The 14929-nt window shown below is 72.2% G+C and carries 13 protein-coding genes; 8 read left to right on the top strand and 5 right to left on the bottom strand.

From position 1 onward, the window contains the following. The first annotated feature begins 23 nt into the window (after positions 1-23). Positions 24-848 carry a hypothetical protein gene (locus AB0C35_RS09195; protein WP_358452322.1) on the top strand — a complete coding sequence of 275 codons (825 nt, stop codon included), beginning with the start codon at positions 24-26 and terminating at the stop codon, positions 846-848. Between the two features lie 77 nt (positions 849-925). Here AB0C35_RS09195 and AB0C35_RS09190 read toward each other — a convergent pair whose 3' ends face one another. After that, positions 926-2923, bottom strand: coding sequence for a DUF6398 domain-containing protein (locus tag AB0C35_RS09190; protein ID WP_358452320.1), 1998 nt, complete (start codon positions 2921-2923; stop codon positions 926-928). 357 nt (positions 2924-3280) lie between these two features. Between AB0C35_RS09190 and AB0C35_RS09185 the strand changes: the two genes are divergently transcribed. Then, complete coding sequence (locus AB0C35_RS09185) at positions 3281-4225, top strand: hypothetical protein (protein WP_358452319.1); 945 nt, start codon at positions 3281-3283, stop codon at positions 4223-4225. 65 nt (positions 4226-4290) lie between these two features. Here AB0C35_RS09185 and AB0C35_RS09180 read toward each other — a convergent pair whose 3' ends face one another. The 3 genes from AB0C35_RS09180 to AB0C35_RS09170 form a co-directional block, all read right to left on the bottom strand. Beyond that, positions 4291-4965, bottom strand: a complete 675-nt coding sequence (locus tag AB0C35_RS09180) for a hypothetical protein (RefSeq protein ID WP_358452317.1) — start codon at positions 4963-4965, stop codon at positions 4291-4293. A 142-nt stretch (positions 4966-5107) separates the two neighbouring features. Next, entirely contained in the window at positions 5108-6181 is a 1074-nt protein-coding gene (locus AB0C35_RS09175; RefSeq protein WP_358452315.1) for a right-handed parallel beta-helix repeat-containing protein, read from the bottom strand. Between the two features lie 234 nt (positions 6182-6415). Continuing rightward, the gene (locus AB0C35_RS09170; RefSeq protein WP_358452313.1) at positions 6416-6844 is read right to left on the bottom strand and encodes a limonene-1,2-epoxide hydrolase family protein; all 429 of its coding nucleotides are present in this window, start codon (positions 6842-6844) and stop codon (positions 6416-6418) included. Positions 6845-6903: 59 nt separating this feature from the next. Between AB0C35_RS09170 and AB0C35_RS09165 the strand changes: the two genes are divergently transcribed. The 5 genes from AB0C35_RS09165 (at position 6904) to AB0C35_RS09145 (ending at position 13514) form a co-directional block, all read left to right on the top strand. Continuing rightward, positions 6904-10002 carry a BTAD domain-containing putative transcriptional regulator gene (locus AB0C35_RS09165; protein ID WP_358452312.1) on the top strand — a complete coding sequence of 1033 codons (3099 nt, stop codon included), beginning with the start codon at positions 6904-6906 and terminating at the stop codon, positions 10000-10002. A gap of 110 nt (positions 10003-10112) precedes the next feature. After that, on the top strand, positions 10113-11651 hold the full coding sequence (locus AB0C35_RS09160; protein ID WP_358452310.1) for an MFS transporter: 1539 nt from the start codon (positions 10113-10115) through the stop codon (positions 11649-11651). Positions 11652-11749: 98 nt separating this feature from the next. After that, entirely contained in the window at positions 11750-12637 is an 888-nt protein-coding gene (locus tag AB0C35_RS09155; RefSeq protein WP_358452435.1) for an SPFH domain-containing protein, read from the top strand. 11 nt (positions 12638-12648) lie between these two features. After that, on the top strand, positions 12649-12885 hold the full coding sequence (locus AB0C35_RS09150) for a hypothetical protein (protein WP_358452308.1): 237 nt from the start codon (positions 12649-12651) through the stop codon (positions 12883-12885). A gap of 2 nt (positions 12886-12887) precedes the next feature. Continuing rightward, positions 12888-13514, top strand: coding sequence for a GPP34 family phosphoprotein (locus AB0C35_RS09145; RefSeq protein WP_358452306.1), 627 nt, complete (start codon positions 12888-12890; stop codon positions 13512-13514). A gap of 16 nt (positions 13515-13530) precedes the next feature. Here the strand turns inward: AB0C35_RS09145 and AB0C35_RS09140 are convergent, their stop codons facing one another. Further along, complete coding sequence (locus AB0C35_RS09140; RefSeq protein WP_358452304.1) at positions 13531-13941, bottom strand: organic hydroperoxide resistance protein; 411 nt, start codon at positions 13939-13941, stop codon at positions 13531-13533. A 111-nt stretch (positions 13942-14052) separates the two neighbouring features. Here AB0C35_RS09140 and AB0C35_RS09135 point away from each other — a divergent pair, with 111 nt between their 5' ends. Beyond that, positions 14053-14916 carry an ATP-binding protein gene (locus AB0C35_RS09135; protein ID WP_358452302.1) on the top strand — a complete coding sequence of 288 codons (864 nt, stop codon included), beginning with the start codon at positions 14053-14055 and terminating at the stop codon, positions 14914-14916. Positions 14917-14929 lie beyond the last annotated feature (13 nt).

The following is a 14929-nucleotide window of genomic DNA, read 5'->3' as shown; positions in this document are numbered from 1 at the left end:
CGACACCTCGAACGGAGGGGCGAATGACGCGCTGGACGCCGTACCCGACCGCCGCCGTCGTCGCCGCCGCGCTCGGCCCGGCGCAGGTCACGGTCGCCGAACTGGCCGGCATCACCACGCTCGGCGGGGACTTCGCGGCGGGGAACGAGCGCGTCCAGGGCGTGCAGGTCACGCTCATCGCCTGGTACTGCGCCCTCACGGTGCCGCTGGCCGCCGCGGTCGCGGGCGCGCGGCCAGGGGCTGGCGAGGGGGCGAGGAAGTTTGCCGTACTGCCCGCGGCCATCGCGACGCTCGCGGTCTGGCCGCTCCTAGCGTGGTTCAGCGGCGACGCCGTCCGGGACGATGTCACGTCCGCCATGTGGACGGGGATTCTCCTGGGAGCCGCCGGCGCGCTGGCCGTCGCCGTGGTTCCGGCGATCGGCAGGGGGCTTGCCGCTTACGCGGCGCTGCTGTGGGTCGCTGCCCTGGTGTGCACGGCGCTGGTGCCGCGCACCGTCGTCTACGCGGGCATGGTGCAGCCGCTGGGGCTGGAGTTCCTGGTCGCGCTGCGGACCGAGCCGTACGACCTCGGCTACCACCTGCCGTCCATGCTCCCGGTGGCGGCGGCGGTGCTGGTCCTGGCCGGCGCCGTCAGCGGCGCCACCGCCCACCGCACCCGCGAATGGTGGACGTCGGTGGCCGCGGGCATGGCCGGTCCGGTGCTCACCGCCCTCCTTTACCGGCTCACCCCCGACCAGGCGTACCTGTGGAACGAGACCGCAGGGTCGACCGTGGTCGCGCTCGCCTTCCTCTCCCTTCCGCTGACCGCCGCGACCGCCGCACCGTTCACCTTCCGCCGCACCGTGTGATCGGAACCTGCAGCGCAGATACCCGAACCGGGCGGCGCCGTGCGTCGTGGGATGACGCGGCCGTCGCTCTGCGGGGATCAGGTGCTGAGGAGGGCGGCGTGTTCGTCCGCGATCGCCGCCAGGGCCGTCCTGGCCGGGTCGGGGAGGTCCTGGCGGGCCGCCGCCCAGCGGGTCCACGCAGGTAGGACGTCCTCGATGGGCCACAGAGCGGGGATGAAGACGAGCTGGTCCAGTTTCGCGGGGCTCACGCGCAGCGGCCTGCCGAGGTCGTGGTCGCAGCCGAAGTCGATGATCCCCCGGACGACGTCGGCCGGCAGGCCCGGATGGTCCTTGAGGAAGTCGTCGACGAGTTGCTGCCGCGCCTGGTCGTCATGCATCGGGGTCGGTTCGAGGACGCCTCCGGCGGGCAGGGCACGGACCCTGCTCAGGGCCAGAGCGCGCTCGCCCGCGAAGTCCTCGCTCACCGGGGAGGAGCCGGTGGTATTGGCGAAGGCCGTCTCGAGCAGGGCGCGCGCGACGGCGGGGTCCACGGATTCCAGGACGGTGGTGGGTTCGGCGGACACCTGCGCCCTCACCTCGCCGAGCACCGCATCCGGCCGGCCGGCGATGTAGGCGTCCTTGACGATGCGGCCGAGAGAGTCGTCCACGAGGACGCAGAGGGTGTGCTCGGCGCCGTCGTAGGCGAAGCCGCAGAAGATCGAGCGTTGGTCCCCGAATATGTCGTGGTGGCTCCAGCACTTCCCCGGACGGACGCGGCCGATCGCGTCGGCCCAGACCGGGTCCGGGACGCCGGCGGAGGACAACTCGTCGGCGGAGGCGGCGGCGCAGGCGTCGAACGGGGCAGGCGCGAGGACGGCGAGGGCGCGCAGGAGGGCCAGCGCCCGCGGGGTGCGGCGCCCGGCGGCGCGTTCGATGACGCCGCCGCAGAAGACCTCGTCCACGTCGGCATCGATGAGCTCCTGCCCCCACCAGGCGCCCATCGTCTCGGAGAAGAACATCTCCGGCTGGAGGGGGTCGGGGTCGTCCAGGAGCCCGTCCGGGACGTCGTCGATCATCGCGTCGAGCAGATCGTCGAGCGGCACCGGCTCGGGCTCGGGACCGGAGAGGAGGCGCAGCAGTTCCCCGGCCTGCTGGAGCGGATGGTTTACGAGCCCGGGGTGGGCGAACTCCGGGTCGAACGTGCCGATCTCCAGGATGTCCAGGACGCGGGTCGCCTTGTTCTGCATCGTCGTCTTCTTGACGTCGAGCAAGGTGGCTATCTCGTAGGCGGACATGTGCAGCGGATGCGTTCCGTCCCCGAGGAAGTTGACGCGGCCCATCGCGTACACGACGCCCGCGGCCCAGATGTGCAGGTCACCACGTGCGAGGGGGCTCGGGCGCTTGCGGGCGAGCTTGGCCGCGGCCTGGCGGCACAGCTCCGCGAATTCCGTGTCGAGGTGGCCGAGGCAGAACGCGTCGGTGATGGTGACGATGTCGGACGCCTTCGCTCGCACGGCCTTGGGAATCCGTTCGTCCGTGAGCCATTCGCCGATATCGGTGAGTTCCGGGTCGCCGAGCCTCCGGTCCGCCGCCTCGACGTCGAAGGCCGCGGGGTCGTGGCCGCCGTCGGTCCACTCCAGGTAGTGCTCGTGTTCCTCGTGAGCGGGGTCGGCGAGCGCCTCCAGCAGCTCCGCGTAGCCGAACGTCCCGCCGCTGTCCTCGGGCGGGCACGCGCCGGCCCCGCCGGCCACCCGCGGATACCGCGTATCGGGCTCGGCGGTGAAGGTCTCCTCCACGACGATGGTGTGCCGCCAGTTGTCGCCGAAGTCGTAGAGGTACTCGAAGCGGGGTGCGACCTCGTCCAGGGTCACGCTCGCCGCGTCCTGGATCTTCAGCTCAGGGTCGGGTTCACCGAACCGCCCGCGTGCGGACTCGAACACGTGCAGGTGATAGTTCAGTTCCCAGCCCATCGCCTTTTGGATGACGCCGTACAGGTCGGCAAGGGTGATGTCGGCCGGTACCTCGACGGCCCGCCAGACCGGGACGGGCATCTCTAGCAGCGTGATCTTGATCCGGTGAATACGCACGCCCTTCATGCTCCCGCACATCCCGCCCATCCAAGGCCCGTTCTCACCCAGAGGACGGTTGAGCACGATCAGTCATTTGCCGTCACGGATTGTCATACCCCCTCGGCATGCTGTGGCCGTGAGGAGGTCATGCATGGTGAAGAGGCCGGACGGGGTTGGGCGGGAGAAGGTCCGGGCGGAGCTCGGGCTCGCGGTGTGGGAGGTGGAGCTGGCAGCGGAGACGGGCCTGCTGCGGCGGCTCCCGGATCGGAGCTTCGACCCCGCGTCCGTCAAAGCGGCGCAGGATGATCTCGAAGCGTTCGGGAGGCGCTTGGCAAGGAAAGACGCTGCAACGCCACGGAGTCCGCCGCACGTCTGGGCGTCAGCGTGGAGCGGTTCAAGCGAGTCGCGGCCGCAGCGGGGCTGATGCCGGTCGCCGAAGAGGACGTCCACCGGTACGGAAGGGTCTTGCACGTGCTCTACTACCGCGCGGGTGACGTGGACGCGGTCGCCGACCACGTCCGTGCGGACGTCGAGTTACGGGCCGCCGCCACCACGGTTTCCCGGGAACATGCAGGACGGAAGGCCGCCGCGACGAGGAGGCGGAACGCCCAACTCGCCCGAGTGGCGCGGGCGGAGCTCGAGCAACGGAAACCTCCTGCGGACGCGGGAGCCATCGACGTACTGGTGTGGGCGGTCGCTCTGATGCGGACCGCCGAGATCTTTCCCGGGCCGCTCCGGAAGTTCGCACATGTGGACGACGGCCAGGCCCAGCAGCTCGCTCGCCTAATCCGCGAGGCGAGGTTCGGGCGGGGCGAACTCCAGGTATGGCTCGACGACATCCTCCCCCGCGCCGCCCGAGCTGCCGAGGGGCTCGCCACCCCGGACCGGATCGCGGCGACGCTGGGCGTCTCGGCCCGCCTCGTTTCGGAGCACGTCCAGCATTTCGGTTTGCACATCCCCGTCCCCGTACTGCGGGAGTTGGCCGAGGCCCCGCCCTCCTGGCTTCTCACGGCGCGGGCGGAGATCGAACTTCACCTGGCGGCCACGGAGGTGATGCATCAGGACGAAAGGCGGCGGGAAGCCGCCCTCGAGGCGGCCGGGCGAGCGACGGCGCGGCTCAGTGACGCGAGTGTGGCCGAGTTGCTCGGGCTGTCCGAAGAGGTGGTTCGACGACTCAGGGTGGGCAAGGGCCAATGGAAGACCGCGTACGTGAAGCAGTTGCTGGACCGCCGTCCGGCCTGGTCTCTCACGGAGGAGGCGGCGTGGGCCGAGGCAACCCGGCGTCAAGAGAAGAGAGAAGCCCGCAAGCGAAAGCACAAGCGTGGCTGAGGCTTCTTCCGCTGGAACCTGGATCGTGAGGGTTCCAGCGCGGGCTGGGACGGCCGTGGGAGGGGTTAGAGCCAGCCGAGGTCGGTGGGTTGGGGGAAGCCGCGGTGCCAGATGCCGTAGGCGGTCAGGGCTATCAGGGCGGGCGCGAATGCGGGGATGAGGGCGCGGCCCAGGTGGTGGCGGGTCCGCAGGCCCCAGGCGGTGAAGAAGGCGGCGATGATGAGGCCCATGGCGGCGGTGCCGCCTTCGAGGGAGTTGGTGGTCCAGGTGAGGGCGACGGCGAGGGCGGGGACCAGGGTGTGGAGCGGCGGGCGGGCGGGGCGGCGCGCGAAGGTGCGGGCCAGGGCGGCGAAGACGAGGGCGGTTCCGGCGTACCAGACGTAGTGGCCCACGACTTCGTCCCAGAGGTGGACGACGGCGATGCCGGGGGTGTCGTTGCCGACGGAGTTGGCGGCCAGGTGGATGCCGTGCCCTTCGACGTAGGTGATGACGCCGATGAGGTAGAGGGCCTGGCTGCGGCCGTCGGCCTTCGCGGTGTGGAGCGCGGCCGCGGCGGTGAGCAGGACGGTGTAGGGGACGAGGATGTCGACCCAGTCGGCCCAGCGGGTGTCGCCGACGGTGCCGAGTCCGGCGAGGCCGAAGCCGATGTGGTGGGTGAGGCCGTAGAGGAGGGCGCAGGCGGCGAGCCAGCGCTCGGGGCGTCGGTCGCGTGCGGTGGGTGCGGCCGGTGCCGAGGTCATGCCCCTCCCATGGTTCCGTGGGTGCCCATCATGGCGCAAAGCGGGACCGGGCGGGGCGTCGGCGGGGCGGGACCAGGGCTCTTCGGCGGGAAGGCCACGCCGGGGTCGGTCTCCCGGCGTGGCCTTCCTGGTGGATCGGCGGTCAGCAGAGGCCGCGTGGTTTGGACGTCTTGCAGTGGTTGCCGTGGAAGCGGTTGGTCCTGCTGCCGCTCTTGTCGACGAGGTCGTACGGCGCGTTGCCGCGGACGTGGTTGGCCTTGATCAGGTTGTGCGCGGCGGGCCGGTTCTGCGGCGGGACGCCGGGGAAGAGGACGATGCCGCCGGAGTAGGGCAGCTTGCCCCGGTTCCACTTCACCTTGTTCTTCTTGATCGTGTTGTGGTCGCCGCCGAAGAGCAGGATGCCGGTGCCGTGGAGCGCGGGGACCGGGTCGTGCGGCTTGCAGACGCGGTTGTTCTTCGAAACGTCGTTCTTCCAGATCGCGTTGTTGCCCTGCCCGCCGCGCTGGCCGTCGTCGACCAGGGTGATTCCGGTGCAGTTGCGGACGAAGGAGTTGCCCCAGACCTTGACGTGGCGGGCGTGCCGGATCAGCAGGCCCATCGCGTTGCCCGAGGCGTGGTTCCCGGCGACGACGGTCCCCCGCGCGTTGGCGATGTCGCCCACGTAGAGGCCGGCGTGCTCACCTGAGCGTTCGACCCAGTTGTGCACGAAACGGCCCCGGGTGGAGCGGAACTCCGCTATGCCGTATTCGCCGTTCTTCTTGGCCAGGACGTGCTCGACCGTCAGCCGGTCGGTGTAGTAGCCGAGGACGCCGGTCTCCTTGAAGTTCCGGACGCTCAGCTTCTTGATCGTCACATCCTTGACCGGGTGCTTGGCATGGCCGAGCACGCAGATGCCCATTCCGGGCTGTCCGGCCTTCGCGCAGTGGTCCTTCTTGCCCGGGCGCAGGACGGTCTTGTTGCCCACGCCCCGGATCGTGAGCCGCTTGCGGACGAGGACGCCCCCGTCGTAATGCCCCGCCTTGAGCTGGATGACGTCGCCGGGCCGCGCCTTGTTGACGGCCTTCTGGATCGAGTGTCCCGGCTTCACCACATGGACCCGGGCGCGTTCCACCGATGGCGTCACGATGGTCGACGCCTGGCCGGCGGCCGGCGTGAAGGCCGCGAGCCCGGCGACTGCGACGACCGCGCCGAGCGAGGCTGCGAAAGTCCGTCTCATCCCTTTTCCCCCGTTTCTTTGTCTCCGATCGGGAATTGGCGCCCTCCTTCCCCTGGCGCACAATTCCTCGATCATCTTGGACCGGGGAGGGAATTGCTTCGATGCCGGAGACGTAAACAACCGGGAATGCCGCTTTATTTTGCCTGCTCTTTCGAAGGGGCAGACCGGAACGGGATCGTCGGCGGGCGGCGGCGCGGGCCGCGTCGGCGACGGCGTCCGCCCTGGTCGCGCGCTTTACGTCTGGCTACGTCGTTTGGGACGCGGGGACAGCGCCGACAGGAGGACGCCGCCCAGGCCCTTCACTGAGGCGGCCATGAACGTGGTCCAGTCGAAGTAGTCGCGCCAGAGGGTGATGCGGTCGTCGTGCACCTTGAAGGTGCCGCACACCCAGAACTCGGCACGCCAGGCGCCGGCTTCCAGGACGTCGGTCCGCTCGGTCAGGACCACGGGGCCGTTGGAGGCGATGTGGTGGACGCGGGCCTCGAAGCCGGTGCCGTAGCGGGACATGGCGCGGAGCGTCTTCTCGACGGCGGGCAGGCCCCGGGCGGGTGGGAGAGGGACGTTCTGGTAGACGATCTCGGGCGCGGCGTAGGTGAGGGCACGGTCGATGTCGAGGTCTTCGAGGGCGGAGAGGAAGTCGGTGACGATCTGCGTCTCGCTCATGGCGGTCCTCCAGTCTCGGTGGCACCACCGTAGTCGGGGGATGCGGGACAATCGGGGACATGCGGTTCGGCGTCTTGGGGCCGGTCGAGGCCCGGGTGGACGGGGAGTCCGTGGCCTTGGGCGGGCCCCGGGTCCGGGCGCTGCTGGCGATGCTGCTGCTGGACGCGGGAAGGGTCGTCCCGAATGAGCGGCTCATCGACGGGCTGTACGGGGACGAGCCGCCGCACGGGGCCGCGAACGCGCTTCAGTCGCAGGTGTCGCGGCTGCGGCGGGCGCTCGGGGACGCGGACCTCGTGGAGGGCCGGGCGGCCGGGTACCGGATCGTCGTCGACCGGGACGAGGTCGATGTGCACCGGTTCGGGCGGCTGGCGGCCTGCGGGCGGCGGGCCATGGCGGCCGGGGAGTTCGCGAGCGCGGCGGGCCTGTTCGAGGAGGCGCTCGGTCTGTGGCGCGGGCCCGCGCTGGCCGATGTGGGGGCGCCGTTCGCCGGGGCGCGGGCGGCGCGGCTGGAGGAGGCGCGCGCCTCGGCCGTCGAGGAGTACGGCGAGGCCCGGCTTCAGGGCCGCGACGCCGGCGCGGTCGTCGCCGAGCTGCGCGGCCTGGTGGACGCCCAGCCGCTGCGGGAGCGGGCGCGGGCGCTGCTGATGCGGGCGCTGCACGCGTGCGGCCGGCAGGCGGAGGCGCTCGCGGTGTTCGAGGAGGGCCGCCGGGTTCTGGCCGACGAGCTGGGCGCCGATCCGTCCCGGGAGCTCGCCGACGTGCATGTGGCGATCCTGCGGGGCGAGGCCCGCGAAACCCGCCCGAGGCTGCCGGCGCAGCTCACCAGCTTCGTCGGGCGCGAGGAGGAGCTGAGGCGGGTCGGGAAGATGCTCGCGGGCGGGCGGCTGGTCACGCTGCTCGGCCCCGGCGGTGCGGGCAAGACGCGGCTGGCGGTCGAGGCGGCGCAGCGGGAGGGCGGCGAGGTCTGCTTCGTCGACCTGGCGCCGGTCGCCGCGGGCGAGGTGCCGAAGGCGCTGCTGGGTGCGCTCGGGCTGCGGGAGGGCGGGATGCGGCCGGCACCCGGCGAGCAGCAGCCGGCGGACGCGGTGGAGCGGCTGGTCACGGCGCTGGACGGGCGGCGGATGCTGCTCGTCCTGGACAACTGCGAGCATGTCGTGGAACCGACTGCGGGGATCGCGCACCGGCTCCTGAGCGCCTGCTCGGAGCTGCGGGTGCTCGCGACCAGCCGGGAGGCGCTGGGCATCACGGGCGAGGCGCTGCGGCCGGTGCCGCCGCTGGAGCTGCCGCCGGACGGCACGCCGGCCGGGGAGCTGGCCGCGTATCCGGCGGTGCGGCTGTTCCTCGACCGGGCGGAGGCGGTCCGGCCCGGTTTCGCGGTGGACGACGGGAACGCCGGCGCCGTCCTGCGGATCTGCCGGACGCTGGACGGGCTGCCGCTGGCGATCGAGCTGGCGGCGGCGCGGCTGCGGTCGCTGCCCGTCACGGAGGTCGCCATGCGGCTGGACGACAGGTTCCGGCTGCTGTCGCGCGGGAACCGGGCGGCGGTGCCGCGCCACCGGACGCTGCGGGCGGTGGTCGAGTGGAGCTGGGACCTGCTGGACGAGGCGGAGCGGACGCTCGCGCGGCGTCTCACGGTGTTCTCCGGCGGGTTCACGATGGAGGCCGCCGCGGGCGTCTGCGGTCAGGATGACGACGAACTGCTCATCGAGCTGGTGGACAGGTCGCTGGTGCAGAGCGACGGCACCCGGTACCGGATGCTCGACACCGTCCGCGCGTTCTGCGCCGAGCGGCTCGGCGAGGCCGGTGAGACCGAGCGGTTCGAGCGGGCGCACGCGGAGTACTTCCTCGGGCTGGCCCGGCGCGCCGAGCCCCATCTGCGCGGCGCGGAGCAGCTGGAATGGCTGGCGGCGCTCGCCGCCGACCACGGGAACCTGCACGCGGCGCTGCGGTGGTGCGTGCGGCACGACCACGCGCTCGCGCTCCGGCTGATCGCGGCGCTGTCGTGGTACTGGCAGCTGCGCGGGCGCATCGAGGGCGCGCCGCTGGCGTCCGAGCTGATGCACGCGATCGGCTTCGACCCGCCGGAGGGGCTCGGCGAGGAGTACGCCCTGTGCGTCACCAACGCGGTGTCGGGCGGCAGCTCGGGTGATCGCGCGGTGGCGTGGCTCGACCACGCCGCGGAGGTCCTGCGCCGCATCGGCGGCCCGCTGAGGCATCCGGTCACCACCGTCATGTGGGCGCTGATCGCCGGCCCCGCCCGGACCGAGTACACCATCTTCGCCGAGCAGATGCGGGACGACCCGTGGACGCGGGCGCTGGTCCGGATGAGCGAGGGGTTCCTCGCCCAGATCAGAGGAGGCCTCGGCGAGGTGGAGAAGGCATGCACCGAGGCCGTCGAGGGGTTCCGGGCGTGCGGCGACCGCTGGGGCATCGCGAACTCGCTGGACCCGCTCGCCCAGGCGGCCGACCGGCGCGGGGACCGCGAACGGGCCCTCGCCCTCCTGGACGAGGCGCTGGAGCTGACGCGGCAGCTCGGCGCGCTGGAGGACACCGCCGACCTGCTCTACCAGCGCGCTCTCGTCCACACTCACGGAGGTGACCTGGACGCCGCGGAGGCCGCGTACGAGCGCGGCATCGAGCTGTCCCGGCGGGCGGGCACCCCCGACAAGATCGCCGCCGGGTACCAGGGGCTCGGCGACGTCGCGCGGCTGCGCGGGGACGTCGCCGGGGCGCGGCGGCTGTACGAGACGGCGCTGACCGGCTACACGTCCGAGCGCTTCATCGCCGCCGGGGTGCGCGGCGCGACCCTGGTCGGGCTGGCGTGGCTGGCCTTCGCCGAGGGCGACCACGCACGGGCGAGGGAACTGCTTCACGAGGCTCTGGACATCTCGTTCGACCACCCGGTCTTCACCTACCAGGCGTCCGCGGCGGTGGGGCTGGCGGGCGTGGGCGTCGCGGAGGGGGACGGCCGGCGGGCGGCGCTGCTGCTGGGAGTCGCGGCGGCGCTGCGGGGTGTGCAGATCCCCGGCGACCCCGACGCCGAACGCATCTCGTCCGGTGCCCGCGTCCTGCTCGGCGACGCCGAGTACGGGGCGGTCTTCGACCGGGCGGCGGCACTGCCCCGCGCGGAGGCGCTGGCCGTGCTGACCGCCCGCTGAGGTGCTGACCGCCCGGCTGAGCGGACGCCGGGCGGACGCTGACGGCATGCCCCCGGGTCGGTCAGCGGACGGTGCGGGAACGGTCAGCGCTCCCCGCGACCGTTGCGGGCATGGACACCTCCACCCGCAAATGGGCCACGTTCACGATCTGCCTGCTGGTCGCGATCGTGCCCAACATCGACCTGACCGCGCTGAACCAGGCCGTCCCGCATCTGAGCGCGGATCTGCGGCCGTCGTCCACCCAGATCCTGTGGATCGCCGACGCCTACGGCTTCGTGCTCGCCGGGTTGCTGATCACCATGGGGGGCGTCGGCGACCGCGTCGGCCACAAGAGGCTGCTGCTGATCGGGACGGTGGTGTTCGCCGCCGCGTCCGCCCTGACCGCGTACGCGCCGACCGCCGAGCTGCTGATCGCGGCACGGGCGCTGCTGGGCGCCGCGGGCGCCACGCTGATGCCGTCGTGCCTGTCGCTGATCCGCCGCGCCTTCACCGACCCGAAGGAGCGGACGATGGCGGTCGGCGCGTTCGGCGGCGCCGGGGGCCTCGCGGTCGGCCTCGGGCCCGTGATCGGCGGGGCGCTGCTCGACCGCTTCTGGTGGGGCTCCGTCTTCATGATCAACGTTCCGATCATGGTGGTGGCGTTCCTCGCCGGCTCGGTCTTCCTGACCGAGTCCCGCAACCCCGTTCCCGGACGGCTCGACCTGCTCAGCGTGCCGCTGTCGGTCGCCGGCGTCCTCGGGCTCGTGTACGCGGTCAAGGAGGCCGCCGCGCACGGGCCGGACGAGATCCGCGTGTACGTCCCGGCGGCGGCCGGCGCCCTCGCGCTGGCCGCGTTCCTGGTCCGCCAGACACGGCTGGACCGGCCGCTGATCGACGTCCGGCTCTTCCGCAACCCGGCGTTCAGCGGCTCGGTCGGCACCAACATGTTCGCGATGTTCGCCCTGGTCGCCCAGTCGCTGATCTTCTCGCTGTTCTTCCAGCTCGCGCTCGGCTGGTCGCCGCTGAAGGCCGGGCTGGCGGGGCTGCCCGGGGCCGTCGGCGCCGTGATCGGCGGCGCGGCGCTGGCACCGCCGCTGATCACCGCGCTCGGACGGGCCCGCACCGTCGCCGCCGGCATGCTGGTCGCCGCGAGCGGCTTCACCTTCTTCCTCACGATCGGGCTGAACACCTCGTACTGGGTGATGGTGGCCGGGATGCTGATGTCCGGCATCGGGATGGGGATGGGGCTCACGGTCACCTCCGACACCGTGCTGGCATCCGTCCCGAAGGAGCGTTCCGGCGCCGCGTCCGCGATCTCGGAGACGGCGACCGAACTCGGCGGGGCGCTCGGCATGGCGGTGCTCGGCAGCGTCCTGAACGCGGTGTACCGGGGCGTCCTGGACCTGCCGGCGACGGTGCCCGCACCGGCCGCGGCCACCGCCCGCGACTCCATCGGCGCCGCCCTCCAGACCGCCGGGAACCTGCCCGCGGACGTCGCCGCCCAGGTCGGCGCCGCGGCGCGGGACGCCTTCGTGGACGGCATGCACGCCGCCCTGCTGTGCAGCGCGGTGTTCGCCGCACTCGTCGCGGGGTTCGCGCTCGTCACGCTCCGCAACGTCCCCAAGGTGATCCCCGAGGTCGAGGAGCCCGATCTGGTCACGGCCGCCTGACCTGCCCCGGTTTGAATAAAGTGATATCACTTTGATAGGTTGGTGATAACGCTAGACGAGGAGAACCGAACATGGCCGATGAGACGGCGAAGGTGGACATGCCGCGTCCGAAGATCACGGAGCGGCCGGCCCGGGACCGCGGCGGGTGGACGATGCTGGCGCTCGCCGTGGTGCTGATCCTGCTGGGCGCCGCAGCGGTGCTCCCCGGGATCGCCGTGGGCGGGACCGTCGCCCTCGCGGCGGCCGTCACCGCGGGATCGCTGCTCGCGGCGGTCGGGCTGGTCGTCGCCGCCGGCCTGACGCCCGTGGCGCCCAACGAGGCCCGGGTCCTGCTGCTGCTCGGCCGGTACAAGGGGACGGTCCGCACCGACGGGCTGCGGTGGGTGAACCCGCTGACGAACCGGGAACGCGTGTCGACGCGGATCCGCAACCACGAGACCGGGCTGGCCAAGGTCAACGACCTGGACGGCAACCCGATCGAGATCTCGGCCGTGGTGGTGTGGCAGGTCGCCGACACCGCGCGGGCCGTGTTCGAGGTCGACGACTTCGTGGAGTTCGTGGCGTTCCAGACCGAGGCGGCCGTCCGGCACATCGCGGGCAGCTTCCCCTACGACGACGCCGCCCGGACCTCGCTGCGCGACAACGCCGACGAGATCACCGCGCAGCTGTCGGACGAGCTGGCCGAGCGCGTCGCGTCCGCCGGCGTGGAGATCATCGAGTCGCGGATAACGGGGCTGGCGTACGCCCCGGAGATCGCGCAGGCGATGCTGCGCCGCCAGCAGGCCGGCGCGGTCGTCGCGGCGCGGCAGCGGATCGTGGAGGGCGCGGTCGGCATGGTGCAGCTCGCGCTGGAGCGGCTCGACGACCAGAACGTGATCGAACTGGACGAGGAGCGCAAGGCGACGATGGTCAGCAACCTGCTGGTCGTCCTGTGCGCCGACCGCGACGCCCAGCCGGTGGTGAACACCGGCGGCCTCTACCAGTGACCCCCTGACCGGTGACTGAACGCAAGAAGATCCTGCTGCGGCTCGACCCGGCGGTGCACGACGCACTGGCCCGGTGGGCCGGGGACGAGCTGCGCAGCACCAACGCGCAGATCGAGTTCCTGTTGAGACGGGCGCTCGCCGACGCGGGGCGGATGCCCGGGTCGGCCCGCGGGATGCGCGGGCCCGGCCGCCCCCGCAAGGCCGCCGAGGACGAGGAAGACCCGCCGCGCGGCGGGGGCGAGGACTAGCCATGGTCGATGTTCCGGAATCGCTGCCGGCGCGGATGTACCTGCTGGCGTACGACCTGAGGAAGCACAGGATGAGCAAGGGCGGCTCGCAGCTCGGCTACGTGCTGCGGGCGGCGGCCCTGACCGAGCTGTACCTCGACGGTCGGCTCGGCGAGGAGCGGCGCAAACCCGTCCCGGACACGCCGGGCGACGACCCGTACGGGGTGCTCGCCCAGATCGCCGAGTCACGGCCCCGGTCGTGGCGGCACTGGGTCCGCAAGGACAGCAAGGCCATGGTGGGGAGGGTTCGGGACGAGCTGGTCCGCGACGGGTGGATCCGCGTGCGGACGCGCCGGAAGCTGGGCCTGTTCAAGCGCCAGGAGGTGACGGTCAAGGATCCCCGGGTGGTGAAGTCGCTGTGGGGCGGGGCGTCGTCCGCGCTGCGTGGGCGTCCGGTGGCCCACGTGAACAGCTACGACGCGGCGGCGGTCGCGCTGGCGGCGGCGGGCGAGCTGAAGACCGTCCTGCCGGGAGCGGACCGGCGGCGGCACAAGCGGCGGATCGAGGAGCTGACGGCGCGGACGGGACCGGCGGCGACGGCGGTCCGCAAGCTGCTCCGCCAGGAGAACGCGGCCGCCGCCGCGGGATGAGCCGCCCCCGGACCGGCTACTCGATGACCAGCTCGACCGGGACGTTGCCCCGGGTGGCGTTCGAGTACGGGCAGACCTGGTGGGCGCGTTCCACCAGGTCGCGCCCGTTCTCCAGGTCCTCGGGCAGCTCGATCCGCAGGACGACGGTGAGGCCGAACCCGTTCTCGACGTCGCCGCCGATGCCGACCTCGGCGGTGACGGAGACGTCCCGGACGTCCTGGCGGGTGGTGCGGGCGACGGCGCCGATGGCGCTGGCGAAGCAGGCCGCGTATCCGGCGGCGAACAGCTGCTCGGGGTTGGTGCCGTTCCCGCCGCCGCCTCCCATCTCGACGGGGACGGCGAGGGCCACTTCGAGACGGCCGTCGGAGGTGACGGCCTTGCCGTCGCGCCCGTTGGCGGTGGCGACGGCGGTGTAGTGAACGTCCACCGGTTCCTCCTTCAGTTGTGCACAATTTAGTTTGACACAATCAGTCTAGCGCACATCCGTCCCCCGCATGTTTGAGCGTGTCCGAAAGGGCACGATTCACAGGGACAGAACGTGGACGGAGACAACGTGGAGATCAGCCTCGACCTCCTGCTCCCCCGTGACGCGGCCAGCGTCCCGGCGACGCGGAGGCTCCTGGACGCGGCGCTGACCGCCCTCGGGGTGGAGGACCAGATCCGCGACGACATCGAGGTGATGCTGACCGAGGCGTGCACCAACGTGATCGAGCACGCCGAGCACGGCGCCGACTACACGGTGCGGGTCGTCATCCAGGACCGCCGCTGCCTGATCAAGGTGATCGACTCGGGGACGGGATTCGACGCCGAGCGGATCCCGCATCCGGAACCGGTGGCCGAACAGGGCCGGGGACTGCTGATCATGAGGACGCTGGCCGACGACGTCCGGTTCCGCACCTTCCTCCAGGACGGCGCGCTCGTCGCGCTGGAGAAGAACCTGCGGTACGGGGAGGACAGCCTCGGCGGGCTGCTCACCGCCGGCACCGGGGTCCCGCTCACGGCCGAGGCCGGCCCGGAGACGGCGGAGTTCGCGACCCGTCTGTTCGACATGGCGCGCAGCGGCGAGACGGCGGAACTCGCCGGCCACGTCGACGCAGGGGTGCCGCCGAACCTGTCAGACGACAAGGGCGACACGCTGCTCATGGTCGCCGCCCACCACGGACACCCCGGGACCGTCCGGGCCCTCGCGGCGCGGGGCGCCGACCCCGAGCGCGCCAACGACCGGGGCCAGCGGCCGCTCGCCGGCGCGGTGTTCAAGAAGGAGGCGGAGGTGGTGCGGGCCCTGCTGGACGCGGGCGCCGACCCGCGGGCGGGCTCCCCGTCCGCCGTCGACACCGCGAAGATGTTCGGCCGCACCGAGTTCCTCGCCTGGTTCGACGAAACCGTCCCCCCACCCGCCTGACCGGCCCGGCCAC

Origin of the sequence: Spirillospora sp. NPDC048819 (assembly GCF_040650055.1) — a bacterium.
Taxonomy (GTDB): Bacteria; Actinomycetota; Actinomycetes; order Streptosporangiales; family Streptosporangiaceae; genus Spirillospora.
Note: the sequence above shows the minus strand (reverse complement) of the source record. Positions and strands in the feature narration are given on the sequence as shown.

What these genes read in the sequence shown, in the direction of transcription:
- AB0C35_RS09175 (WP_358452315.1), bottom strand. Translation starts at nt 6,181, where the DNA reads ATGAGACGGACTTTCGCAGCCTCGCTCGGCGCGGTCGTCGCAGTCGCC.
- AB0C35_RS09155 (WP_358452435.1), top strand. Translation starts at nt 11,750, where the DNA reads ATGCCGCGTCCGAAGATCACGGAGCGGCCGGCCCGGGACCGCGGCGGG.
- AB0C35_RS09145 (WP_358452306.1), top strand. Translation starts at nt 12,888, where the DNA reads ATGGTCGATGTTCCGGAATCGCTGCCGGCGCGGATGTACCTGCTGGCG.
- AB0C35_RS09160 (WP_358452310.1), top strand. Translation starts at nt 10,113, where the DNA reads ATGGACACCTCCACCCGCAAATGGGCCACGTTCACGATCTGCCTGCTG.
- AB0C35_RS09165 (WP_358452312.1), top strand. Translation starts at nt 6,904, where the DNA reads ATGCGGTTCGGCGTCTTGGGGCCGGTCGAGGCCCGGGTGGACGGGGAG.
- AB0C35_RS09190 (WP_358452320.1), bottom strand. Translation starts at nt 2,923, where the DNA reads ATGAAGGGCGTGCGTATTCACCGGATCAAGATCACGCTGCTAGAGATG.
- AB0C35_RS09180 (WP_358452317.1), bottom strand. Translation starts at nt 4,965, where the DNA reads ATGACCTCGGCACCGGCCGCACCCACCGCACGCGACCGACGCCCCGAG.
- AB0C35_RS09195 (WP_358452322.1), top strand. Translation starts at nt 24, where the DNA reads ATGACGCGCTGGACGCCGTACCCGACCGCCGCCGTCGTCGCCGCCGCG.
- AB0C35_RS09170 (WP_358452313.1), bottom strand. Translation starts at nt 6,844, where the DNA reads ATGAGCGAGACGCAGATCGTCACCGACTTCCTCTCCGCCCTCGAAGAC.